The sequence below is a fragment of the Desulfothermus sp. genome (genome assembly GCF_053993635.1).
Genome location: NZ_JBMYBT010000007.1, coordinates 1 through 24,700, shown reverse-complemented (window position 1 = coordinate 24,700; position 24,700 = coordinate 1). Strand labels below are relative to the sequence as shown.

24 protein-coding genes are annotated in these 24,700 nt (G+C 35.6%); 18 read left to right on the top strand and 6 right to left on the bottom strand.

The window, feature by feature from the left end; all coding sequences use genetic code 11:
- Window positions 1-370 precede the first annotated feature (370 nt).
- Window positions 371-2,098 (bottom strand): motility associated factor glycosyltransferase family protein, encoded by a 1,728-nt coding sequence (locus ACY2V1_RS00370; protein ID WP_461832809.1) that lies wholly within the window; start codon window positions 2,096-2,098, stop codon window positions 371-373.
- A gap of 76 nt (window positions 2,099-2,174) precedes the next feature.
- On the opposite strand from ACY2V1_RS00370, the gene fdhD reads away from it, so the two are divergent.
- The 15 genes from fdhD to ACY2V1_RS00295 all read left to right on the top strand — a co-directional run bounded on the left by fdhD (window position 2,175) and on the right by ACY2V1_RS00295 (window position 15,187).
- Entirely contained in the window at window positions 2,175-2,963 is a 789-nt protein-coding gene (gene fdhD, locus ACY2V1_RS00365) for a formate dehydrogenase accessory sulfurtransferase FdhD (protein WP_461832808.1), read from the top strand.
- Between the two features lie 220 nt (window positions 2,964-3,183).
- Window positions 3,184-3,717 (top strand): RsbRD N-terminal domain-containing protein, encoded by a 534-nt coding sequence (locus tag ACY2V1_RS00360; protein ID WP_461832807.1) that lies wholly within the window; start codon window positions 3,184-3,186, stop codon window positions 3,715-3,717.
- Between the two features lie 78 nt (window positions 3,718-3,795).
- On the top strand, window positions 3,796-4,794 hold the full coding sequence (gene dsrM / locus ACY2V1_RS00355) for a sulfate reduction electron transfer complex DsrMKJOP subunit DsrM (RefSeq protein WP_461832806.1): 999 nt from the start codon (window positions 3,796-3,798) through the stop codon (window positions 4,792-4,794).
- A 4-nt stretch (window positions 4,795-4,798) separates the two neighbouring features.
- On the top strand, window positions 4,799-6,406 hold the full coding sequence (gene dsrK, locus ACY2V1_RS00350; RefSeq protein ID WP_461832805.1) for a sulfate reduction electron transfer complex DsrMKJOP subunit DsrK: 1,608 nt from the start codon (window positions 4,799-4,801) through the stop codon (window positions 6,404-6,406).
- A 3-nt stretch (window positions 6,407-6,409) separates the two neighbouring features.
- Window positions 6,410-6,799: a sulfate reduction electron transfer complex DsrMKJOP subunit DsrJ gene (gene dsrJ / locus ACY2V1_RS00345; protein WP_461832804.1), complete on the top strand. Its 390-nt coding sequence runs from the start codon at window positions 6,410-6,412 to the stop codon at window positions 6,797-6,799.
- Window positions 6,789-7,568 (top strand): sulfate reduction electron transfer complex DsrMKJOP subunit DsrO, encoded by a 780-nt coding sequence (dsrO, locus tag ACY2V1_RS00340; RefSeq protein WP_461832803.1) that lies wholly within the window; start codon window positions 6,789-6,791, stop codon window positions 7,566-7,568. The genes dsrJ and dsrO overlap by 11 nt, the downstream gene beginning before the upstream one ends.
- 10 nt (window positions 7,569-7,578) lie before the next feature.
- Complete coding sequence (gene dsrP / locus ACY2V1_RS00335; protein WP_461832802.1) at window positions 7,579-8,751, top strand: sulfate reduction electron transfer complex DsrMKJOP subunit DsrP; 1,173 nt, start codon at window positions 7,579-7,581, stop codon at window positions 8,749-8,751.
- An 18-nt stretch (window positions 8,752-8,769) separates the two neighbouring features.
- A complete protein-coding gene (locus ACY2V1_RS00330; protein WP_461832801.1) occupies window positions 8,770-8,952 on the top strand; it encodes an ATP-binding protein in 183 nt (60 codons plus the stop codon).
- A 98-nt stretch (window positions 8,953-9,050) separates the two neighbouring features.
- Window positions 9,051-9,755 (top strand): YkgJ family cysteine cluster protein, encoded by a 705-nt coding sequence (locus ACY2V1_RS00325; RefSeq protein WP_461832800.1) that lies wholly within the window; start codon window positions 9,051-9,053, stop codon window positions 9,753-9,755.
- Entirely contained in the window at window positions 9,755-10,120 is a 366-nt protein-coding gene (locus ACY2V1_RS00320) for a hypothetical protein (protein ID WP_461832799.1), read from the top strand. The genes ACY2V1_RS00325 and ACY2V1_RS00320 overlap by 1 nt, the downstream gene beginning before the upstream one ends.
- A 9-nt stretch (window positions 10,121-10,129) precedes the next feature.
- Window positions 10,130-10,756 (top strand): tetratricopeptide repeat protein, encoded by a 627-nt coding sequence (locus ACY2V1_RS00315; RefSeq protein ID WP_461832798.1) that lies wholly within the window; start codon window positions 10,130-10,132, stop codon window positions 10,754-10,756.
- A 117-nt stretch (window positions 10,757-10,873) separates the two neighbouring features.
- Window positions 10,874-12,187 carry a dissimilatory-type sulfite reductase subunit alpha gene (dsrA, locus tag ACY2V1_RS00310; RefSeq protein ID WP_461832797.1) on the top strand — a complete coding sequence of 438 codons (1,314 nt, stop codon included), beginning with the start codon at window positions 10,874-10,876 and terminating at the stop codon, window positions 12,185-12,187.
- 43 nt (window positions 12,188-12,230) lie between these two features.
- A complete protein-coding gene (gene dsrB, locus ACY2V1_RS00305; protein ID WP_461832796.1) occupies window positions 12,231-13,439 on the top strand; it encodes a dissimilatory-type sulfite reductase subunit beta in 1,209 nt (402 codons plus the stop codon).
- Between the two features lie 64 nt (window positions 13,440-13,503).
- Window positions 13,504-13,743 carry a dissimilatory sulfite reductase D family protein gene (locus tag ACY2V1_RS00300; protein ID WP_461832795.1) on the top strand — a complete coding sequence of 80 codons (240 nt, stop codon included), beginning with the start codon at window positions 13,504-13,506 and terminating at the stop codon, window positions 13,741-13,743.
- The gene (locus ACY2V1_RS00295) at window positions 13,733-15,187 is read left to right on the top strand and encodes a cobyrinic acid a,c-diamide synthase CobB (protein ID WP_461832794.1); all 1,455 of its coding nucleotides are present in this window, start codon (window positions 13,733-13,735) and stop codon (window positions 15,185-15,187) included. The genes ACY2V1_RS00300 and ACY2V1_RS00295 overlap by 11 nt, the downstream gene beginning before the upstream one ends.
- A gap of 115 nt (window positions 15,188-15,302) precedes the next feature.
- Here the strand turns inward: ACY2V1_RS00295 and ACY2V1_RS00290 are convergent, their stop codons facing one another.
- The 5 genes from ACY2V1_RS00290 to rbp all read right to left on the bottom strand — a co-directional run bounded on the left by ACY2V1_RS00290 (window position 15,303) and on the right by rbp (window position 18,026).
- Window positions 15,303-15,545, bottom strand: a complete 243-nt coding sequence (locus ACY2V1_RS00290; RefSeq protein ID WP_461832793.1) for a type II toxin-antitoxin system HicA family toxin — start codon at window positions 15,543-15,545, stop codon at window positions 15,303-15,305.
- A complete protein-coding gene (locus ACY2V1_RS00285; protein WP_461832792.1) occupies window positions 15,545-15,769 on the bottom strand; it encodes a type II toxin-antitoxin system HicB family antitoxin in 225 nt (74 codons plus the stop codon). The genes ACY2V1_RS00290 and ACY2V1_RS00285 overlap by 1 nt, the downstream gene beginning before the upstream one ends.
- 315 nt (window positions 15,770-16,084) lie before the next feature.
- Window positions 16,085-16,912, bottom strand: coding sequence for an SDH family Clp fold serine proteinase (locus ACY2V1_RS00280; RefSeq protein ID WP_461832791.1), 828 nt, complete (start codon window positions 16,910-16,912; stop codon window positions 16,085-16,087).
- A gap of 20 nt (window positions 16,913-16,932) precedes the next feature.
- The gene (locus ACY2V1_RS00275; protein ID WP_461832790.1) at window positions 16,933-17,655 is read right to left on the bottom strand and encodes a rhomboid family intramembrane serine protease; all 723 of its coding nucleotides are present in this window, start codon (window positions 17,653-17,655) and stop codon (window positions 16,933-16,935) included.
- Between the two features lie 125 nt (window positions 17,656-17,780).
- Entirely contained in the window at window positions 17,781-18,026 is a 246-nt protein-coding gene (rbp, locus tag ACY2V1_RS00270; protein ID WP_461832789.1) for an RNA-binding regulator, read from the bottom strand.
- Window positions 18,027-18,216: 190 nt separating this feature from the next.
- On the opposite strand from rbp, the gene ACY2V1_RS00265 reads away from it, so the two are divergent.
- The 3 genes from ACY2V1_RS00265 to ACY2V1_RS00255 all read left to right on the top strand — a co-directional run.
- The gene (locus ACY2V1_RS00265; protein WP_461832788.1) at window positions 18,217-19,137 is read left to right on the top strand and encodes a glycosyltransferase family 9 protein; all 921 of its coding nucleotides are present in this window, start codon (window positions 18,217-18,219) and stop codon (window positions 19,135-19,137) included.
- A gap of 126 nt (window positions 19,138-19,263) precedes the next feature.
- Window positions 19,264-20,262, top strand: coding sequence for a putative ABC transporter permease (locus tag ACY2V1_RS00260; protein WP_461832787.1), 999 nt, complete (start codon window positions 19,264-19,266; stop codon window positions 20,260-20,262).
- Window positions 20,263-20,291: 29 nt separating this feature from the next.
- Window positions 20,292-24,700: acyl-CoA dehydratase activase-related protein (locus ACY2V1_RS00255; protein WP_461832786.1), on the top strand; the 4,409-nt coding region annotated here is incomplete at its 3' end.

The following is a 24,700-nucleotide window of genomic DNA, read 5'->3' as shown; positions in this document are numbered from 1 at the left end:
TTGGATAGGAATGTGTCTTGGTCTTTAAAAATTCATATTTTAGCTCTTCAATGGTCTTTTTTGCAATTTTTAAATCAAGATTTCTTTTTAACGTCCTGGCCACAAGAATATTTAGATTTGGGTCATGTAGTGTTTTATACCAGTTAATAAGAGAAGAATTTGATTCCATATTTATGGCATTTTGAAAGGATTTGGGGATAGATAGGTGAGTTATGTTGGAATATCGGGCAGGATTTATGGGGTTACACCCATAGCAAAAAAAAAATATAGTATAACTAAGCTAAGTATTTTGCTTTTCATAATTTTTAGATAACTAAATCTTAATGATTTTGATATTTTTAAACTTGTTGGTAACAAAAGTCAAGTAGCTTTAGCGAGACTGTTTTTGTACTTCATTGAAATTATTTATATTTTTTAGGTGTGCATCTACTTCCTTTACTTTACGTTTTATTGTTTTTATTATTTTTCTGGTATTGGCTAGATCTTCTAGAGAATAACAATCTTTTATAAAAATATATTTTGATATTTCCAATATGTGGTTGTATAGATATATTTTATAGATAGGATGTTGTAGTAAAAATGAATGCAGATCAATATAAGCTTTTCTTATTTTTATTTGATTATTTTTTAATTTCTTGTATAATTTAATGATTCGTTTTTCAAAATGATTTAACGATATTATCCATTCCTGAGAAGATAATTGAATTTTTGGAACATAATTTCTTTTAGTTATATCTGAGTTTAAGGATCTCAAAAAATTTTTTAATTCGCTATTATCAAAGGTTTTCAATATTTCTATAGCTTGTTTTTCCTCTATATTTATTGTTCCTTCAAGAACAAGTCCACCTCCATATAAATTATAGACTTCAAGGTTATTATTTTTTATATAGTCTTCAAGTTCTCTTGCTGCTAATATATATTGGGGTGATGAAAAGATAGTTTCATTATACATATTTTTAAGTTTGAGATGTTTATCTGGATTGTAGGAAAAGTCATAGTTGCTAGCGTGATGTCCTGTTACATGGGTCTTTTTATCGCGCCACGCAAGGTCCATCCCAACTAGTAAAAACTTTTTTATTCCAAATTCATGTAATATCTTTATAAGTCCAATAGATACATTGCCCTTTGTGTCAATTACAAGGTCTTTATTTCTATTTATATATGTACCCACTCCTCCATATGTCCAGATGCTGTATCTAGAGCCAGGATATTTTTCTATCACTTCTGCATCCACCATAGGAGAATAAAATAAAGGTATGGACTTTAGATAATTTTTATCTACCTTTTCATAGACCTGCATAAGTATTTTTGAAGGATCAATGACCATTGCTATATGTGGTTGAAATCTAAGTTTAAAAAGGGCTGGGAGGGTTTGGAAAGCAGTAACAAAAAGACCATTATTTTTAAAGTCTATTAAAAATGGAAGCTTAGCATTTAGTGATGGACCAGCTCCAATTATTACCCCCATCAGATTTCTGTAATTTTTTTTTAAAGGGAAAAGCCCTCTATCTTTAAATATCCTATTAAAATTCAATAATTCATTTTTTACAAATATCTCTTGCATATTTATAGACGTGTTTATATATAAAATTTTTTGTTCAATTATGGATTTAACTAGATCTTTGAGTTTTAAATAAGTTTCATCCATTTCAGAGCTTGGAACATCTACGTGTATTTTTATTTTTGAATACCTTATGTAGGGAGTTAAGGTGTCAAAAAATTTACTTATAAGATGTCTGTCTGGTGGCAAGAAAAAGAGTTTTTTAATGTTTATATATTTGGTATAGTCATTAAGGGTTAGACAAGCCCTTAATATTTGGGGATTTGGTTCAATCACTACTACTTTTGATAATGGAGTAGTGTTTTCTAAAAGTTTTAAGATTCCATATCCAAGATTACTTCCGATTATTATGTAGAGTTTTGTATTCTTATCTATTATTCCTTTTTTGTAAGTTCTATAAAACTTACTTCTTAGGGCCTTATTTTTTGACGTTGAAAGTGCTAGATTATTGTCATTTGATGTATTATTATTCAGCCATAAAAAGGTTGCCAACAAAGACTTTTTAATGCACGTTATGTTTGCCTCGTAGAAATTCATAGGTTTATTTCCTCCAGAATTTAAATATAAAGCAAGCAAATTTTGTTCCGTATATAAAAAAGCATCAGGAGAGATTATGCATTTAGTTGTAGATAAAAGGATTTTTAAATTTAAAGACAATGAGATTAAAGAGGTTGATGATCTATTGGCTATAGAAAGGCCACTAGAGATTTTTTTGGATAAGATGCCTTATATTATGACCATGAGGCTCCCTGATGATGATATCAATCTTGTTAGGGGAATACTGTTCTCAAATGGTTTAATTGAGGATTTAGGAGAAATAAAGGATATTTATTATTGTAAAGAATTAAATGATAGGATTTTTGTGGAACTGAATAATGTTAAGTGCGATAGAAAAAATAGGGATTTTCATAAGAGCTTTTCCAGTTGTGGGATCTGCGGTAAACAGGATATGGGCGATATTTTTATGGATATTCCAAAATTGAAGGGCAAAGAATCTATAGATTATAGCTACTTATTTAAGATAAAAGATGATTTTGAGTCCAGGATGGAACTATTTTATAAAACTGGATGCGTACATGCAGTTGCTATTTTTTCCTATGATTTAGAAATGTTAGCTTTTGGAGAAGATGTTGGAAGGCATAATGCCTTTGACAAATGTACTGGACAGATATTGGCTAAAAACAAAAAAACTCACAGTTATTTGGCTATTTGTTCCTCTCGCCTCAGCTTTGAAATGGTGCACAAAGCCGCCCGACTGGGGGTCCAAATATTAGCAGGTTTTTCTGCTCCCACTTCAATGTCTGTAGAGTTTGCTCACAAATGGGGATTAACCCTAATTGGTTTTTTAAGAAAAAATAGATTCAACATATATAGCTATCCCCAACGAGTTAAAATAACTTAATTTTAGTGTTATACCTATTTGACTTAAATTAATGGTTGTTTAGCACAACGGAAATTTTAGTTGTTTGTGAAAAAGAGTTATGAATTTTATAACTATGCTTTTATATTTGTTCCTTTTTTCACTTGACAGGGACTATTCTTAAGGATATGTGTTTTCAAAATTAGCGCCTAGCTAATTGTTTGATTTAACAAATTGAATTTTCCATTAGGGGTATATAAAATTGAACCAGGTAAACAATGAAGTATTTGATAAATTGAGGTCAAAAAAGGACGAGATAATTAATAGATGGGTTGGTTATGCCTTATCCACCTATCCAAAAAGGGCAGAACACTTTTTTTCACGCCAAAAGGATCCCTTTTTAAATCCCGTTGGAAATATTTTAAAAAATGAACTTTGTGAAATTTATAACCAGCTTTTACTAGATAAAGCTGAAGACTCCATTAGAGAACATGTAGACGCAATAGTTAGGGTGAGGGCAGTACAAGATTTTTCTCCATCTTCTGCTGTAATGATTTTTTTGGGGCTAAAGGATATAGTTAAGGAAGTTTTGAAGATAGAGGATGTTGATGGAGCCACATGGACAGAGGTGGATAGATTTTTTAGAAGGATTGATCAGCTCTGTTTACTGGCATTTGATGTTTTCATGAGTTGTAGAGAAAAGATTTGGGAGTTAAAGACAAAAGAGGTTCATGCAAATATAAGGAATATTTTAAGGCATTATGAAGTTAATGAGGGGAAAAATTTAAATAAGTAATTTTTTGGTTAGAGGCTAGGGTAATTTTTGTTTAACCAACAAACCCAAATGTTCTAAATTTGGAGTGAGGTAGCTGTTATGAATGCTCTATATTCCTTAATCATTGTACTGGGTTTAGTCCTTGTTGCCCTTGTGGGAGCAGGATCTGCGGGACTTCATGCCCTGTTTGGAGTAGTCATACCTTATGTTGCCTTTTTGATTTTCCTGATAGGTTTTATCTATAGGGTGGTCAAATGGGCAAAGTCTCCAGTACCTTTTAGGATACCCACAACAGCAGGGCAGCAGGAAAGCCACAGGTGGATTAAGCAAAACAAATTGGACAACCCTTCTACTACTTGGGGGGTTGTTGGAAGGATGATCCTTGAGATTTTGTTCTTTAGGTCCCTTTTTAGAAACACCAAAAGTGAACTGAGGCTAAATGGTGGACCTTCTTTGAATTATGGATCATCCAAGTTTCTGTGGGTAGGAGCTATTTGTTTTCATTATTGTTTTTTTATCATCTTATTAAGACACATAAGATTTTTTGCTGATCCAGTGCCTGTTTTGTTTCAGTGGTTAGACAAGCTGGATTCCATTCTCCAGATTGGAGTGCCCAACATCTATATCACTGAGTTTGTTATTTTAGGTGCCCTTGTTTATCTCTTCTTAAGAAGGGTTTGTGATCCAAAGCTCAGATACATCTCGCTTCCTGCTGATTATTTCCCATTGTTTCTTATTTTTGGGATAGTGATTAGTGGTGTTTTGATGAGATACTTTATAAGAACAGATATTATAGCAGTCAAAGATCTTACCATGGGGTTGGTTACCTTGCATCCAAAGGTGTCACAAAATATTGGGGTAATTTTTTACATCCATCTGTTCCTGGTTTCAGTGCTAATGGCTTATTTCCCATGGAGTAAGTTGATGCATGCAGGGGGCATTTTCTTGAGTCCAACAAGGAATCTGGCAAACAACAACAGGATGAAAAGACACATCAATCCGTGGAATTATCCTGTAAAGCTTCATACATATGAGGAGTGGGAGGACGAATACAGGGAAGTTTTGAAAGAAGCAGGAATTCCAGTAGAAAAGGAGTAAGGCTATGTCTAAATTACCAAATCCAAAAGATTTAGCAGCATCCATAGATTACACTCCACCAAGAGAATCTTGGATGGATATTAAGCCTGAGTTTAGACCAGGTACTTATAGTTATCCTTCAAAGCCGCAATTGGTGGAGAAAATGGGATTTCCAAATCCCCATGAATGGTCTCCTACAGAAGAAGATTGGCATCTTCCAGAAAATTGGCAGGAGATTGTTCATAATGCCTTTAAAGATCGTCTCCATAAATATAGATCCCTGAAGGTCTTTATGGATATTTGTGTTAGGTGTGGAGCTTGTGCAGACAAGTGTCACTTTTTTATAGGATCAGGTGATCCAAAGAACATGCCTGTACTTAGGGCCGAGCTTTTGAGGTCCATATACAGAAATGATTTTACTACCGTTGGTAAGATTTTGGGCAGGCTCGGAGGATCTCGAAAGTTGACACAGGATGTTATCAAAGAATGGTTTTACTATTTTTATCAGTGTACTGAATGCAGACGGTGCTCATTGTTCTGTCCATATGGAATTGACACAGCTGAGATCACCATGATGGGTAGGGAACTTTTGCATGAGCTTGGTATCTCCATAAACTGGGTAATGGAGCCTATTTATAATTGTTTCCACGTGGGCAATCACATAGGGATCCCACCTCACACGTTTAAAGATATTGTTGACTTTATGTGTGATGATATTGAAGAAATTACAGGGATCAGGATTGAAGTACCTTTGAATAAAAAGGGTGCTGAGGTACTTTTTGTAACTCCATCAGGTGACTATTTTGCTGATCCAGGCACATATACCTTTATGGGGTATTTGATGCTATTTCATGAGATTGGACTTGACTATACAATGAGTACATATGCGGCTGAGGGTGGTAATTTTGGTCTGTTTAATTCCTTTGAGGCCATGAAGAGATTAAATGCTAAGATATATGCAGAGGCTAAAAGACTAGGAGTAAAGTGGATACTGGGTGGTGAATGTGGTCATATGTGGCGTGTTATTCATCAGTATATGGACACAATGAATGGACCTGCTGATTTTCTAGAGGTTCCTAGAAGTCCAATAACAGGTACAGTATTTCACAATGCAAAATCTACAAAGATGGTTCATGTATGTGAATTTACAGCTGATTTAATCAAACATGGTGCCATAAAGCTCGATCCTTCTAGAAATGCAGATTTGATTGTAACCCATCATGATTCCTGTAACCCCTCCAGGGCAATGGGGCTTTTTGAAGAGCCAAGATACATATTAAAAAATGTGTGTGAAAATTTCTATGACATGCCAGAGCAGACCATTAGAGAACAGACCTTTTGCTGTGGCAGTGGCTCTGGTTTAAACAACGATGAGTTTATGGAGATGAGAATGAGAGGTGGTTTACCCAGGGCAAATGCAGTGAAGTATATGCATGATAAATATGGAGTAAATACACTTACCTGTATCTGCGCCATTGATAGGGCTGCCCTACCTACCCTCATGGACTACTGGGTACCTGGTGTTAGAGTGGCTGGTGTTCATGAGTTGGTTGCCAATGCCCTGGTAATGAAAGGTGAGAAAGAAAGGGAGACAAACCTAAGGAGCGAACCATTGCCAGGAAAGGAGGGATAATCCATGTATGATAAAGAAAAAATAATTCCAGGACTTATAATATTCTTTTTTCTATTGACCTTTCCATTCTGGTACAATCTTGGACAAGCAGCTTACAAGACTCCAGAGCCTAAACTACCTGTAAATGTTAAAAAATGTATTGAAGATACCAAATGGATGAGGGCAAATCACATGGAGATGTTAAATGAATGGAGGGATATGGTAGTAAGGCATGATATGACCCACTATGTGAATAGTGCAGGTAAAAACTATGAAATTAGTCTTCAAAAGACATGTATGAAATGCCATACCAGTAAAAAGGAATTTTGTGATAAGTGTCATGTAAAGGTTTCAGTAAGTCCATATTGTTGGGATTGTCACGTAGCTCCTGAGGAGGTCACAAATGGACAATAAAAGAAGAAAAATACTTAAAATAGCTGCAGCAACTGCAGCAGTGAGTTTTACAGGTCTCCCCATTGAGACATTTGCATCATATCTTCCCAAAATAGGGAAGTATGTAGAATCTGATAAAGAAAATAAGGCTAAGCAATGGGGTATGGTAATTGATACAAGAAAATTTAAGACAAAAGAAGATTTTGAAAAGGTGATTAAGGCCTGTCATTCAATACACAACGTGCCTGAAGATATACCCAATAAAAAGCAGGAGATTAAATGGATATGGGAAGAGGAATTTACCCATGCCTTTCCTGAACAGGAAAATCCTTTTTTGGCAGAAAGGTATGAGCATAAAGACGTAATTGTGCTGTGCAATCACTGTCAACATCCTCCATGTGTGAGGGTGTGTCCTACAAAGGCCACGTTTAAGCGTGAAGATGGCATAGTGATGATGGATTTTCATCGCTGCATAGGATGTAGATATTGTATGGCCGCTTGTCCTTATGGTTCTAGAAGTTTTAATTTCAGGGATCCTGCACCGTTTGTTAAAGACAAAAATCCCGAATTTCCCACCAGGATGAGGGGTGTGGTTGAAAAGTGTCTGTTCTGTTATGAGAGATTGGAGGAAGGTAAACAACCTGCTTGTGTAGAGGCGTCTAATGGTGCAATTATGTTTGGAGATATTTTGGATCCAAATTCTGAGATAAGAAAGGTCTTAAGGGAAAACTATACTATTGTGAGGAAACCTGAGTTAGGAACTGAACCTTGTGTGTTTTACATAATATAGGGGGCATGATATGTTAGATAAAGCCTTTTATGGAGATAAAAAATATTGGACATGGGTAATATTTCTCTTAATCCTAATTGGGATTGGATCCATTGCTTATATTACCCAGCTAAAAAATGGATTGATGGTAACTGGGATGGGTAGGGACGTGTCCTGGGGATTTTATATCGCCCAGTTCACTTATTTTGTTGGGGTTGCAGCGTCGGCAGTGATGGTTGTAATACCTCTTTATCTGCACAATTACAAAAAGTATGAACAGATAGTCACTTTTGCGGAATTTATGGCAGTTGCATCGGTTATTATTTGCCTTGGTTTCATAATAGTTGACCTAGGTCAACCACAAAGACTTTTTAATGTTCTATTACATCCAACTCCAAATTCCATTCTTTTTTATGACATGATTGTATTAAATGGTTATTTGCTTTTAAATATTTTGATATCTTGGAACAATCTCCATGCAGATTATAGAAGGGTTCCCCATCCAAAATGGACAAAGGTGCTTGCTTATATTTCCATACCATGGGCTGTTTCAATTCATACAGTTACTGCATTTTTGTACCAGGGGCTCCCAGGCAGACATTTTTGGCTAACAGCTATTATGGCTGCAAGGTTTCTGGCTTCTGCTTTTTGTGCTGGGCCAGCAATATTAGTCTTATTGCTTTTAATCTTAAAGAAAGTGACCAAGTTTGATCCAGGGAAAGAGGCAATTCAAACCTTGGCAAAGACTATTACCTATGCAATGTGTGTAAATGTGTTTTTATTTTTGACTGAAGTGTTCACATCATTTTATAGCAACATTCCTGGTCACAAGGCCACATTTATTTATCTTTTTAAAGGACTTCAGGGACATGGATCTTTGGTTGGATGGATGTGGGTAATGGTGGCAACGGCTATTGCCTGTTTGGTCATACTAATACCTCCAAAATTCAGAAATAATCCAGAATTACTGGTAGTTGGATTAATTTTGTTAATTTTGGCAACATGGATTGACAAAGGTCTTGGACTTGTAGTAGGTGGTTTCATACCAAATCAATTTGAAAAGGTAGTTGAGTACTCACCAACTGTTTATGAGTTGCTCATTGCCTTAATGGTTTATGCCACAGGGCTCTTAGTACTTACGCTTTTGTGGAAAATAGGTGTTGGTGTAAAAAGGGAACTCGGCATAATACCAAAACAAAATTAATTATAGGAGGTTTAAGCTATGGCTTATCCAGAAATTGATTATGATAAGTGTGAAGGTTGTGGTGCTTGTGCAGACACATGCCCAGCTGAAGTTATTGAAATGGAAGATGATAAACCCAAGGTTGTAAATCCTGATGATTGCCTTGAATGTGAATCCTGTGTTGAAGTTTGTGAACAAGATGCAATCACCCTTGTAGAGTAATTTGAGTCTATTTGTAGTATTTAATAGGCCCCTAATATTACTATATATTAGGGGCTTATTTTTTAATATAAGGTAAGTAAGATCAGGAGCATTAAGTTATGGTATTAGATTTTGAAGAATTTTTTGATAGGTATGAAAAGCTAGCAAAAGGGTGTTCAGACATTTTTGAATCTATGAAAAAAAAATATCCAAAAGAGGTTACTTGTAAAATAGGGTGTGTTGACTGTTGTTACGCACTTTTTGATTTGACCTTGATTGAAGCTATGTATATTAATAAAAAATTTTACGAAATAGTGCCTAAATCTGAGCAAAAGAAAATTTTGGATGAGGCAGATAGGATTGATAGACAAATATATAAAATTAAAAGGTGGGCATTTAGGGAGAGGCAAAAAGGAGTTCCTGAAGAGAAAATATTAGAAGAGGTTGGGAAAAAGAGGATTAAATGTCCCCTGCTTTCTGAGGACAATAAATGTATTTTGTATGAATACAGGCCAATCACCTGTAGGGTGTATGGCTTGCCTCTGGCAATTTCTGGAGAAGTTAAGATATGCTCTAAAAGTGGTTTTGTACCAGGAAAAAAATACGAGACTGTTTTTATAGATAAGATAAATAGTCGGTTATTTCAACTCAGCACTGAACTTGTTCAGAGTATTCCCACAAAATATACTGCCTTAAATGAAGTTTTGGTACCTTTATCCATGGCCCTGCTTACAGATTATAATGAAGAATATTTAGGGATAATAAAATGTGATGAAGTGCCCGGTCCAAAGGGACCGGTTTGGACCTTAGGTGGAGGAGACTAATGGTGGATAAGAACAAGATTAATGAACTGAAAAGAGCCATATATGACAAATTACCTCCAAGGCGCAAAAAATTTATTGATAAAATAGGATTTGATAATTGGGACCCTTTTCAGGAACCAAAACATCCAATTGATATTAGGAGGGATGTCACAAGAAGGACAACCAGACAACTTATAGATGAATTTTTAGAGACAAAACAGGGCAATAAAATCAGCATGGCTTACGAAGCAGGTGTATATGAAATATGTATGGGGTTGTATCAGGCGGATGAAAAATATAAGGCCATGTTTGATTTCTCTATATGGTATTACAATAAATTAAAGAATGAAGGTTTAGATCCAGATAAGGCCTGGGAAAAAAAATAGGAGATAATTATGGAAAAGGAAAAAAGAGAAAGAGTGGATACATACATTCAAGATCTAAGGGAAAGGATAAGGCAGGCGCCATTTAATGGAATTGCCCATTATAATCTTGCTTGTGCCTTGATAGGTATAGGAGAATATGAAGAGGCAAAAAAAGAGTTGTTGAAGGCAATTGATCATGCACCCCATTTATGTGAGGCGTACGTGCAGTTAGGTGGCCTTGCCTTAAGAGAAGGGGATTATGAGGCCTGTCTTAAACTAAATAAAAAGGCTGCGGAAATAACGCCTTCCTTTGCAGTGCCTCACAGTAATATAGGATTTATATATCTTCAGCAAGGCAAAGTCGATGAAGCAATTGGGGCATTAAAAAGGGCATTGGAATTAAATCCAAAGCTTGTCCAGGCAAGGACCACTTTGGCCAGTGCGTATTTATTAAAAAAAGAATATGATAGATGTATTGAAGAATGTGAAATAGTTATCAATCAGGAGCCAGCCTTTGGGCCAGCGTATAACAATATGGGTATAGCCTTAATGGAAAAAGGAGAATATAAGAAAGCAAAAGAATATTTTGATCTTGCACAAAAGAATAATTATGAGGCTCCTCGGGAAATTATTGAGGAACTTGAGAAGTATTTATAATAGTTTTTTCTTGACAATATAAAAATCTTGTTCTTAAAATCACAAGCGTATTTATAAATAAGCATATTATTTAAGTTGAGGAAATTAACATTAACCCAGTTACAAGGAGGCTAGAGAATGCCAAAACATGAAACCCCATTATTGGATCAATTAATCAGTGGCCCATGGCCAAGTTTTGTGGATGATTTAAAGAGTTATTCTGAGTACAGACATCAAAATCCAAACAATGTCGAGTATCAGATTCCTGAAGACGTTGTAGATGATTTATTGGGTGTATTAGAACTTTCCTATGTAGACAAGGAAACACATTGGAAGCATGGCGGTATTGTTGGTGTATTTGGATATGGCGGCGGCGTTATTGGAAGATATTGCGACCAGCCAGAGAAATTTCCTGGCGTAGCTCACTTCCATACCATGCGTGTTAATCAGCCAAATGGAAAGTATTATAGCACAGAATTTTTAAGGGGTCTTTGTGACCTTTGGGAGTTCAGGGGTAGTGGAATTTTGAATATGCACGGGTCCACAGGAGATATGGTATTTCTTGGGACCAGAACTGAGCAATTAGAAGAGATATTTTTTGAACTTACCCATAAGTTTAATCAAGACCTTGGTGGATCTGGTTCTAACTTGAGAACTCCATCTTGTTGTTTAGGTATGTCTCGTTGTGAATGGGCTTGCTATAATACACAGGAAGCAGCATATCAACTTACCCATGAATATCAGGATGAGCTACATCGTCCAGCATTTCCTTATAAATTTAAATTTAAATTTGATGGATGCCCAAATTGCTGTGTGGCCTCAATAGCAAGGGCAGATTTATCCGTAATAGGAACATGGAGAGATGAGATCCAGATAGATCAGGAAGCTGTACAGGCTTACATTAATGGTGAGATCCCTCCAAATGGAAATGCACATGCAGATGGAGACTGGGGTCCATTTGATATTCAAAAAGAAGTAATTGATCTATGTCCTACACAGTGTATGAGGATGGAGGATGGTAAACTTGTGATTGATAACAAGAATTGTGTCAGGTGTATGCATTGTATTAATGTAATGCCACGTGCTTTGAGACCAGGAAATGACAGAGGGGCAACTATATTGGTTGGTGCAAAGGCTCCTATTTTAGATGGTGCCCAGATGAGTTCATTATTGGTCCCATTTATGAAAATGGAAGAGCCTTTTGACGAATTGAAAGAGCTTATTGAAAATATCTGGGATTGGTGGATGGAAGAAGGAAAGAACCGTGAACGTTTAGGTGAACTAATTAAACGTAAGGGATTTAGAGAATTACTCAAAGTTACAGGACTGAAGGCAATTCCACAACAGGTTGAAGAGCCAAGACATAATCCATATATTTACTGGTACGAGGAAGAAGTACCTGGTGGATGGCAAAGAGATATTAAAGAATTTAGAAAACGTCATTTAAGATAATTGTGATAAACATTTGCTAAATAGAATTTAAGGAGGATAAATTATGGCATTTATTTCATCAGGATATAATCCAGATAAACCAATGGAAAATAGGATTACAGATATAGGTAATAGGCACTATGGTGAATTTTTGCCTCCTGTAATTAAAAAGAATTTTGGAAAATGGTTGTGGCACGAGATATTAGAGCCTGGTGTACTTATGCACAAGGCAGAGAGTGGAGATGTGGTTTATACTGTACGTGTGGGTGAACCAAGGCTTATGACAGTTCAATATTTAAGAGAAGCAATGGATATTGCTGATAAATATTGTGAAGGATATTTGAGATTTACTACTAGAAATAATATTGAGTTCATGGTTGACTCAAAGGAAAAATTAGAGGCCTTAATAAAAGACCTCAAAGAAAGGAAGTTTCCTGGAGGATCATACAAATTCCCCATTGGTGGAACTGGTGCAGGTATAACAAATATCGTACATACTCAGGGTTGGATCCATTGTCATACACCTGCAACTGATGCGTCTGGTCCAGTAAAGGTTGTTTTGGATGAGCTTTTTGAAGACTTTCAGAAGATGAGGCTCCCTGCGCAGCTAAGGATATCTCTTGCATGTTGTTTGAACATGTGTGGTGCTGTTCACTGTTCTGATATTGCTATTTTGGGATATCACAGAAAACCTCCAATGATTGACGATGAATATATTGACAAACTCTGCGAAATCCCTCTTGCGGTGGCTGCTTGTCCAGTGGGTGCTGTTAAACCAAAAAAGAAAAAGATTATTTCAGAGAGGACAGGTGAAGAAATAGAGGTAAAATCTGTTGAAGTTAATCAAGAGCGTTGTATGTTTTGTGGAAACTGCTATACAATGTGCCCATCCATGCCCCTGGCAGATCATGAAGGTGATGGTATTGTTCTCATGGCTGGTGGTAAGGTCTCTAACAGGTTGACAGCTCCAAAGTTCTCAAAGGTCGTAGTTGCATTTATTGAAAATGAGCCACCCCGTTGGCCAACTTTGGCAAAGACCATTAGAAAGATAGTTGAGGCATATGCCAAGGGTGCAAAGAAGTATGAAAGACTCGGAATGTGGGCAGAAAGGATTGGCTGGGAAAAATTCTTTGAAGTATGCGAGTTGGATTTTAGTCATCACCTAATAGATGATTTCCGTGATCCTGCATACTATACCTGGCGTCAGACAACTAACTTTAAGTTTACAGAAAACTTCCCACAAGAATATAGCAAGATGAAGGTAGAAGAATAGTATTTTAATTAAAAGGTAGGGAGATATTAATCTCCCTACCTAAATAATGTAAGGAGGCAATAAGATGGCCTATGAAGAACAAAAAGAAAAATTGCTTAAAGAATTAGAAAAAAAGTCAAAAAATAAAACCAAATTTTATTTTAACGACCTTGCAAAGATTCTGGGTGAGAAGCCAAGAATGGCCAAAAAGATAGTAAATGAATTGGTTGATGAAGGAAAATTGGTATTCTGGTCAAGTGGTTCCACAACCATGTATTCTCTTCCAGGCATAGGAAAACAGGCAGAAGCAGAGGGTGAAGCTTAAAAAATTGAATCATGGTTATCCTACAATCTCATATCCCAGGATTCTGATAGGTGGACTTGGAGGAGGTTCAGGCAAGACCATAGTAACCCTTGGATTGATTAAGTCTTTAAGAAATAAAGGGTTTCGGATAAAGCCCTTTAAAAAGGGTCCAGATTATATAGACTCAGCCTGGCTGGCACTGGCAGCTGGCGAAAGTGCTAGTAATCTGGATCCTTTTTTTATGGATGAAGAATCTATTCGCAACATCTTTTCTCTAAAGGCCAAGGGTTTTGATATTTCTGTAATAGAAGGGAATAGGGGAATTTTTGATGGACTAGATGTGGAAGGTTCTTGTTCAACAGCTCACCTCTCCAAAGTTCTTGATGCCCCAGTAATAGTAGTTGTTGATTGTACCAAGGTTACAAGAACAGTAGCTGCCATGTTACTTGGGTGTAACAATCTGGAACCAGATTTCAAATTAAAGGGTGTAATTTTTAATAGGGTTGCTGGTAGCAGACACAGAAAGATTTTAACTAGATCAGTTGAGAGATATACAGATATAAAGGTTCTGGGTGCTATTCCTAAACTGAAAACAGATCCAATTCCAGAAAGACATATGGGGCTTATTTCCCATAGGGAATACGAAAGTGAGGACAATTTAAATTATCTGGCGCAGGTTGTTGGTGACAATGTGGACTTAGATGGAATTTTAAAAATAGCGAGAGATGTTAGCCATGAATTTGAAATAAAATCTATATGGCCCAAAAGGGTGGTGAGTGAGCCTGTAAATATTGGGGTAGTGCGTGATAGTTCATTGTGGTTTTACTATGAAGAAAATTTAGAATTACTTAAGGCATGTGGGGCAAATATAGTTGAATTTAGTTTAATATCAGATTTAAGACCTCCCCAAGAAATTCATGGTATCTATCTCGGTGGCGGATTCCCTGAGACCCAGGCTGATGTTTTGTCAAAGAATAAACAGATGAGGGAGTGGGTATTTAATTGTGCTCAAATGGGTATGCCCATATATGCTGAATGTGGCGGTCTGATGTATTTGTGCAGGGAAATTGTCCCAAAAGATGGCTTATATCCAATGGCTGGTGTGTTTCCCTGTAAAATCAGGATCCATAAAAGTCCTCAAGGACATGGCTATACAAGGGCCTTATCAACTAGGAACAACCCTTTTTTTAAGGAAGGTGTTGAATTTTTGGGTCATGAATTTCATTATTCAAGTTGTGAAATTAAAGATGGCCAATGTGAATTTGTGTTGGATTTAAAAAGAGGGGAGGGTATTTGTAACGGAAAGGATGGGCTTTTATACAAGAATACCTTTGCATCTTATAATCATATTTACGGCCCCCACATCCCTTCATGGGGAATGAATTTTGTGAGGGCGTGTTTGGTATTTAAAAATTCTATCGCATCAAAGAAAATTCCTATTTCACAGATTAAAGCTATATTTTAAACTCACGTTTTGTTAAGTGGAATTAACGTTTAAATATAACGTCTAAGCTTGGTGGCAAATAACCTCCAGAGGATGTAAGTCAACTGAAGCGACTGGTTATGTGAAATCTCTTTTCTTATATCTTCTTATTGTAAGCATTCAAAAATTCTTCCCTTGAAATACCGACCTGGGTACAGATTGTTCTTAATGTAGACGCCTTTATTTTAGAATGATTAGGTATTGTTAAGGGCGTTTTTGTGCCGTCTGGATTTTGACGTATTAACGATATATGCTCTTTTTCTCTTATTATCCGAAAACCTAAAAGTTCCAGTGCTTTAATAACTTTGCGCTTTGGAGCATCAACCGGAAATTTTGCCATTATAAATCTATTCCTGCTTCTGCAACGAAAGCTTCAAGCACGGGTGGGTCAATATCAAAAACTTCTTCTCCAAATGTCTCAATGTGAAATTTGATTGCCGATTTCACATCAGCTAGTGCTTCTTCATAACTATCTCCTTGGCCTACAACTACACCCTTTATACCCAGAGGATAAGCTATGTAACCATCAGGATGTTTTTCTACAATTATTTTATATGGTTTCATATCATTCTTCCTGCTGTATTTATTGATTTTTAAGACTTTTTTCACATGCTATGTATTTTAATCATCACAGATAACTATCTATAGGGAGCGCTACAGGAAAATCTGTTCAAGTTTTCCTTATAGTTGGACTTTTTTAAATTGTTTTAAAAAATTATTTAAAGCTTTATCTGTCCGAATTTCTTTTTCTTCTCCAGTATAGGCACAAACTCCTGTACGGGGAGAGTTACATCAAGACACAAACATTGCCCTTTCGCAAACGCAAGAATGTTCTTTAGCATAATATTCATAGGCCATCTAACAGTCCAGGAGATAAATCTAACTCTCTCCATTGGTCTTATATTTTGGTACAGGAATATATTCCACAGTTGGTGTTCTTTTTACAGGTTGAGGATACAGACTCATAAGTTGCATAACCTCTACGGGAATTTCTTTACTAACATTGAGCCCCAAAGACTTGGCCTCTTCATAAGTTATGGGATAGTCATGGGTCCATGTGCCAGTAGAAAGGAGTTTTGCAAGATTTTTGGCTTTATCATCTTCATATTTATCCTTTAATAACTCGTAAACTGCAGATTCTAGTTGTTTTATTGCCTTTTTTGCAACATCCGCCATAATCAATGTCTTATCTTCAATCCTGTTTACATCCTTTTGTTCTAATAACTTTACAACAGACGCTGCAGGTAGTTCTCCCAGTTGAGGGTCAACAGGGCCTAACACTGCATTTTCACTCATAACAATTTCATCAGCAGCAAGGGAAATTAATGTCCCACCACTCATGGCATAGTGGGGAACAAATACAGTAACCTTTCCTGGATGTTTTTTTAGTGCCCTGGCTATCTGGAGAGACGCAAGTACCAGTCCACCTGGTGTATGTAAAATAAGATCAATTGGCATGTCCTTGTCTGTCATTTGAATGGCCCTTAAGATTTCCTCTGAATCATCAATGTTTATGAATTTATAAACAGGAAATCCCAAAAAGCTCATGGTCTCTTGTCTGTGTACAAGGAGAATTACTCTAGAATTTCTCTTTTTTTCTATTTTTGCTATAAGTCTTTGTCTTGCTGACTCTATGAGTTTTTGCTTTAAAAGCGGCTGAAGTGCAGCAACCATGAAAAATAGCCAGAATAATTCGTTAAAACTCATATTTATCCCCCTTTTTGATTTTAATATAAAAATCTATAATAATATTCATCTGGATAACATTCCCTGCAATATGCATTTTTGAAAAATCTGTGGATTATAACACCAAAGATAAAACCACCTATATGAGCCCACCAGGCAATACCACCTGCATTTTGACCAATAAATATTGAGAATGTGCCAGATATAAGTTGTGATAAAAACCAGAAGCCAATATAGATTATAGCTGGTATTTCTATAAAGTATGGTATGAAGAAAATGGGAATCAGTGTAATAATTCTAGATGTTGGAAACATAATCATATATGCACCCATCACACCTGAAATAGCACCAGAGGCTCCAATTGCTGGTACGGTGGAATTAGCATTAAAAATAAAATGTGTTAAACTTGCAAAAACACCACATAAAATATAGAAAATAAGATATTTTGTGTGTCCCATTCTATCTTCAACATTGTCGCCAAATATCCAAAGGGCCCACATATTACTAATTAGATGAAACCAGCTTCCATGTAAAAATATGTTTGTTAAAAAAGGCCAGTAATTGTCCATATGAAGTCCAATAAAATATGCCCAAGCAGGATGGGTATATCTTGCTGGGACAAGTCCAAAAATATAAAAAACAGAATTTAAAACATCAGGTGGAAGAGATACCTCAATAAAAAAAATAAATACATTAATTGCTATTAAAAGATATGTAACAAATGGAGTTTGTCTTCTTGGAATTATATCTTTAATTGGGATCATATCCAAGCTCCTTGTAATAAAGTCTTTTTTTAAATTAAGTAAAATGATTAAAATGTCAATATATAAAATAAAAAAGCCATCTCCGTTTAGAGATGGCTTTTTATACCCTAGATTCAGATATATTTTTATCTTCTAGATCTTGCTTCGTTTACTCTCAGTCTGCGTCCATCAAGTTCTTTTCCATTGAGGCCTTCGATTGCCCTCTTGGCACCCTCTGTATCCATTTCAACAAATCCAAAACCTCTGGATCTACCAGTTTCTCTGTCCCTGATCAGGTTAAAAGATTGAACCTCACCATACTCAGAAAAAAGTTCCATTACCTGTTCTTCTCTTGCGCTGTAGGGAATGTTTCCCACGTACAAATTCTTCATAAAAAAATCTCCTAAAAAAAATAAAATTAAAAGTTACACAATTGTGTTAACCAATGAAGCGACCATTTCATACTTTATTTGTAATGTCAATTAAAAATGAAAAAAAATACAATTTTTTTAACTTTTCTATTATTGACTAATTTAGTCTATAAATTTAGAATGTTATAAAAACATTAAGGCACAATAACACATGAATATAAATAAATACAAAAAAATAATTTTTGTACATAAAGGGGCATTAGGTGATTTTTTACAAATATGGCCCAGTTTATGTAATATTGTAGAGTCTTATAAAAATAAGGTTGAGTTTTATTTTTATGGGAAACAATATTATAATTATTGGATAAAACCTTTAAATATAAAGTTTCTTCCATGGAAATATAGGATACTTTTGGATAAAATATATTTAAATGAAAAACTTTCCTCAGAATTTAACGACTCTTTAATTATCTGGTTTGTTTTGAAGAAAAATATATCAAATCAAAAATATCAAAATGTAATATTTTTAAAAGGAATTTTAAAAAACAAAGAAAAAAAAGTGTGGAAACAGTATCTAAGTCAATTACAAAATATAGGATTAGATAGTTGCGTAGATTGGCAAAAAATATGGTCTTTTTATTTTAAAAGACAAAGCAACCCCAATTTTGTAACAATTTTTCCAGGCTCTGGTCATAGACTAAAAAACTGGCCCATTGGAAATTTTATAAAACTCGCAGAGATATTGTTGTCCATGGGTCAAAATGTTAGATTTGTGATGGGCCCTGCTGAATTAGAGCGGTTTGATCTTAATTTATTTTCCAGATTTTTTGTTTTAGTATCACATGATGTTCAGACACTCCAGAACATAATCTTAGAATCAAAATTAGTTATTGGAAATGACAGTGGTCCAATGCACCTTGCTGGGATGAATCACGTGCCCAACATAACTATATTTGGTCCAACAAATCCTAAATTATGGGGTCCTATAGGGTCGTTAATTATTTCTCCAAATATTAGCTGTTCCCCCTGTACATCAATTATAGATATTAAATGTGATAACATGTTGTGTCTCAAAGAGATTACAGTGGATATGGTGTTGGATAAAATTAAAGGATATTTTAATCTTTCTTGACATTGATATTTAAAGAAATTATTTGTGGCCCAGTTTTTGAGTATTTGTTGAGTATTTGAGACATAAAACTTCCTCCTTTTCCTCCCTGCATCTTGTTCGTTTTAAAAGAAAAAATAGGAGTTAATTATGATAAATATTTTGTTTTCCTTTTCCCTCTTTTCTGTCTTAGGATGGATTTTAGAAGTTGTTTATAGGTCATCTGTAAATAAGCGCTTTATTAATCCTGGACTACTAAGCGGTCCATATTTAATTTTATATGGATTTGCGGGGCTTATTTTATGCTTTTGTGCAAATTTAATGAGCCATGCAAACATATTTTTAAAGGCATTAATATATGGTATTATTACTACAACCCTTGAGTTTGTCTCAGGAGTAATTTCTTTGAAGCTATTTAATACCAGACTCTGGGATTATTCTGATAATAGATTTAATTACAAGGGATTGATTTGTCTTAAATTTTCTATCTACTGGACTGCACTTGCCCTTTTGTTTGATTACTTCATCTATCCAAACTATATGAAATTGTTAGATACTATTCCCATCTCAACTAAACTAATTTTTGGAATTGGAGTAATAATTTGCATGGGAATAGATTTTGGCAAGGTATTTAAAGCCCGATTTTTTAATCCTGAGGAAGAGGAAACTCTTAGGCAAGAATTTTGGGATTTAGCAGCCGATTATGTAAAAAATCCAGCTATCTTAAAATTAAATGACTCGTTCCATCATAGAGATAAGACCAGACTCATGCATGTAATTGAAGTTGCATATATAAGTTTTGTCATAGCCAAAAAGATGTCGCTAGATGTAAGTTCCACAGTTAAAGGAGCGCTTTTACATGATTTGTTTTACTATGATTGGTTAAGGGAAGGACCAAGGCTACATGGTTTTAGACATCCAAAGATTTCCTTGAGAAATGCCAGGAAAATTTATCCCTTGTCCAAAAAGGAAGAGGATATTATAAAAAAACATATGTGGCCGCTCACTCCAATGCCACCTTTATATTGGGAATCTTTTGTGGTAGCTATGGTTGATAGTTTTTGTTCTTTTCGAGACTATATCCCTTGCCTAAGAAGATATTATTTTAAAGATGAAATTAAAAAGCTTCTTAATAAAAGTGAGTCATAGCCAGGCCAATTATTCTGGAGGAAAATTTTATGGCAAAACATATAGGTATAGACCTTGGTTCCACTACTGCAAAGATTGTTGTTTTTAATCAAGATTTCGATCTAATATATCATAGATACCTGCGACATAGGGCACAGGTGAGGGAAGTGCTTATTTCAGAATTGGAGAAGGTTAGGGAACTTCTTTCATCAGAGCCTATTTATATATCCTTTACTGGTTCTGCTGCAATGGGCATTTGTGAAGAGTTGGATTTTCCCTTTGTCCAGGAGGTAGTAGCGGCCACTTATTTTATTAAAAATAACTATCCCGATGTTAAGACCTTTATTGATATTGGTGGGGAAGATTCAAAAATAGTGTTTTTTGATAGAGATTTTAGACCTGATATGAGGATGAATGGGGCGTGTGCAGGGGGAACAGGTGCATTTATAGACCAGATGGCTGCGCTTTTAAATGTGTCAATTGAAGAATTAAACGAGCTAGCAGGCAGGGCAAAGAACATATATCCAATAGCCTCTCGCTGCGGCGTATTTGCCAAGACAGATGTGCAGGCACTGCTTAGTAGAAATGTTCCCATAGAGGATATTGCAGGTTCAATATTTCATTCTGTTGCCTATCAGGTGATAAGTGGTTTATCCAGGGGTAAATTAATACAAAAAAAGGTGTTACTTGGTGGTGGCCCACTTAGTTTTTGTTCAAATTTAAGAAGGTCCTTTGCAAGTGTAGTGGGATTAGATGAAGGGGATTTTGTCTATGATAAAACTCCATATCTTATTCCAGCAAAAGGAAGTGTGATAGTGCCTTCATCTAGGACTCCTATAAGTTTTAATGAGTTGATAGAAAAGCTAAAAAAGAGCACCTCACATGCCACATCTTTAAAAAAGGTCTCTTCTTTGCCTGTATTATTTAAGGATATGGATGAATTTAATAAATGGGAAACAAGGCATGCTCGTTTTAAAGTGCCCAGGATAGACCAATCAATGGGTTTTAAGTCCAGACTTTTTGTTGGCATAGATTCTGGTTCTACAACCACCAAGATTGTGGTGATAGATGAAAATAGAGAGATCGTTGCAGATTATTATAACTCCAATGGTGGTGATCCCATCTCAACTGTTTGTGAAGGGTTTAAAATAATTGTAGATAAACTTAAATTTCTAAACTTAGATACAAAAATAGAGTGTGGTTGTGCTACTGGTTATGGTGAATCCTTGATCAAGGCAGCTTTTTCTATCCCCCTTGGGCTTGTTGAGACCATGGCTCACTTTCGGGCTGCTTCTTATTTTGAGCCTGATGTTTCGTTTATCCTGGATATAGGTGGCCAGGATATGAAGGCCATTAAGATAGAGAAGGGAGTTATTACTGATATTCATTTAAATGAGGCGTGTTCTTCTGGTTGTGGTTCTTTTATTGAAACATTTGCAAAGTCTTTAGGATATTCCGTGGAAGAGTTTGCAAAAATAGGTATTCTAAGCACATCTCCATATGATCTGGGAATAAGATGCACTGTGTTTATGAATTCCAGGGTAAAACAAGCCTTAAAAGAGGGTGCAAAGATATCTGATATATCTGCAGGGCTTGCCTATTCTGTTGTAAAAAATGCCCTTTACAAGGTTTTGAAACTTACAGACAAATCATTTCTTGGAGACAAAATAGTAGTTCAAGGTGGCACCTTTAAAAATCCCTTGGTACTTAAGGCCTTAGAGAACATACTTGAAAAAGAGGTGATTAGACCAGATATTGTGGAGCTCATGGGCGCATATGGGGCAGCTCTTTTTGCCCTTGATGAATATAAAAGAGATAGTTCCAGATTTTCTCAAATAGATATTTCAGAACTTACTTCTCCAGTTGAATTTGAAACAAGGATTATTCATTGCAATGGATGCGAAAATAGATGTGAAGTGTTAAAAATGAAGTTTAAGAACAATAAGGTTTTTTATACGGGAAATAGGTGTGAGAGGGTATTTAATAATGAAGTTGGTGAATTTGGTGATAAGGGCAAAAACCTTATAGAAACCCAGAGAAAGCTTTTATTTAATAGGAATTTTGAGCCAGATGAAGAGCCAATTTTGACTTATGGTATCCCACGAGTACTCAATATGTATGAAGAATTTCCTTTTTGGTGCACACTTTTCACCAATCTGGGATTTAAAGTAGAACTCTCCTCTCCTTCAACCTTCTCCCTATATGAGAAGGGAGTTAATTATGTAATGTCTGAGAATGTATGTCTTCCTGCCAAATTGGTTCATGGCCATATATTAGACCTTATTCAAAAAGGGGTTGATAGAATCTTTTATCCAAATGTTGTATATGAATCTCCTGAATTTTCAGATTCTTTAAATACCTATAACTGTCCAGTGGTTACAGGATATCCAGATGTTGTAAAAAGTAGTTTGGTTATTGAGGAGTTAGATGTCCCCATTGATAGCCCAGCTATTAGTTTTAAAGATAAAGAATTATTAAAAGATCAGCTTTATATATTTTTTAAGCAGTTTAAGATATCTTATAAAAAAGTATCAAAGGCAGTTGATCTGGCTTTTATGGAACAGAAAACGTATAGAGAAGATTTAAGAAAAATTGGAAAAGAATTGTTAAAAGAGGCAGAAGAGAAAAACAAAAGGGTTATTGTAGTTTTAGGAAGACCATATCATATTGATCCCCTTATAAATCACGGAATAGATGGGCTGTTGGCAAATTTAGGTGTTTATGTGATGAGTGAGCGGGAATATCCCATAGATGAGAGTGAGTCTTTAAAAGATATTAATGTGCTCACCCAATGGGAGTATTCTAATTTATTATATGCAGTTTCCAAAAACATATGTAAATCACAAATAGCAGATGTAGTTCATCTAACATCTTTTGGATGTGGTCCAGATGCAATTGTAAGTGATGAGTTAAAAGAATTATTTGATAGAAATAATAAAATATATACCCTCATAAAAATGGATGAGATAGCAAATCTCGGTGCTGTTAAGATCAGACTTCGTTCAATGTTAGAAGCAACCGCACCGCAAAAGAAAGAGAAGAGATCAAAGTTTAAAAGAGTAAGCAAGCAGCAAAGGGTGTTTCAAAAAACAGATAAGAAAAGAACCCTTATTGCACCATATTTTTCACCATTTTATTCTCCCCTTGTTCCGTATGGATTTAAACCCTTTGGATATAAGGTAGAAGTTTTACCCCCTCAGAGTAAGAGATCTGTAGAATGGGGACTAAAATCTGTAAATAACGATATGTGCTATCCAGCAATCCTGGTAGCTGGGGATATTGTTTGGGCGTTTAAATCTGGCAGATATGATCCATCTAATACTGCGGTAATTTTGACCCAGACTGGTGGGCAGTGCAGGGCGTCTAATTATGTGGCCCTGGTTAAAAAGGCTCTTAATTCCATGGGATATAGTGATGTTCCTGTGGTGGCAATTTCAAATGACGAGATAAATCCCCAGCCTGGCTTTGAAATTGATAGAGAAGATTTTTTTAAGAGATTGGGTATGGGGGTAATCTTTGGAGATTGTCTGGCCAGAATGTATTTGGCCATGGTTCCAAGGGAGAGGATTAAGGGGTCAGCTAAGTATTTACATACCATTTACTTAAAAGAAATTGGCAAAGGCATAGAAAAGGGAGATTTTGACTATCTTTTAGATGTATTGAACAGGGCTGTTTTAGAATTCAACAAACTTCCTATCTCCAGGGTGAATGTGCCTAAGGTGGGAATTGTTGGGGAGATTTTTGTAAAATATAACTTTTTTTCAAATCAAAATATAATTGATTGGCTGATTTCAAAAGGGGTTGAAGTGGAACTTCCCTCAATACAAAATTTCTTTGCCCAGAGATTTATTAATGAATCCTATGACCAGAGGGCCTTATTTAAAAAGTCATTAAAGGACCTTATCCAACACTGGATCTGGGAGCTCTATGCTAGATTTTATCTCCACAAGGTAGAAAGGATATTTAAAAAGTTTAGATTTGCTCACAAAGAGCCACCTTTGAGAAAATTGGCTGCATTAACTGAAGATGTTGTGAGTTTGGCAAATCAAGCAGGAGAAGGGTGGCTTCTTACTGCTGAAATGATATCCATGTTAAAAAGAGGAGTAAATAATATAATTTGCCTCCAGCCATTTGGTTGTATCTCCAACCACATAACTGGAAAAGGTATAGAAAATCGCTTAAAAGAATTATATCCAGAACTAAATCTATTGGCCATTGACCTGGATTCTGGGACTAGTGAAGTAAATGTTTTAAATAGACTTCATATAATGCTAACCCAACTACAGGAAAAAGAAGAAAAGAAGGTAAAAAATGGCATATTAAAGGCTGGGATAGATATGATACCAAAAGTATGGTTATACGATATGCGGGCTATTAATAATCACATCTTTTTAGACATTGAAAAGTGGAAGACATGGATGTGGAAATTGAGGTCCTGGGATAAGACAAAGATAAGACT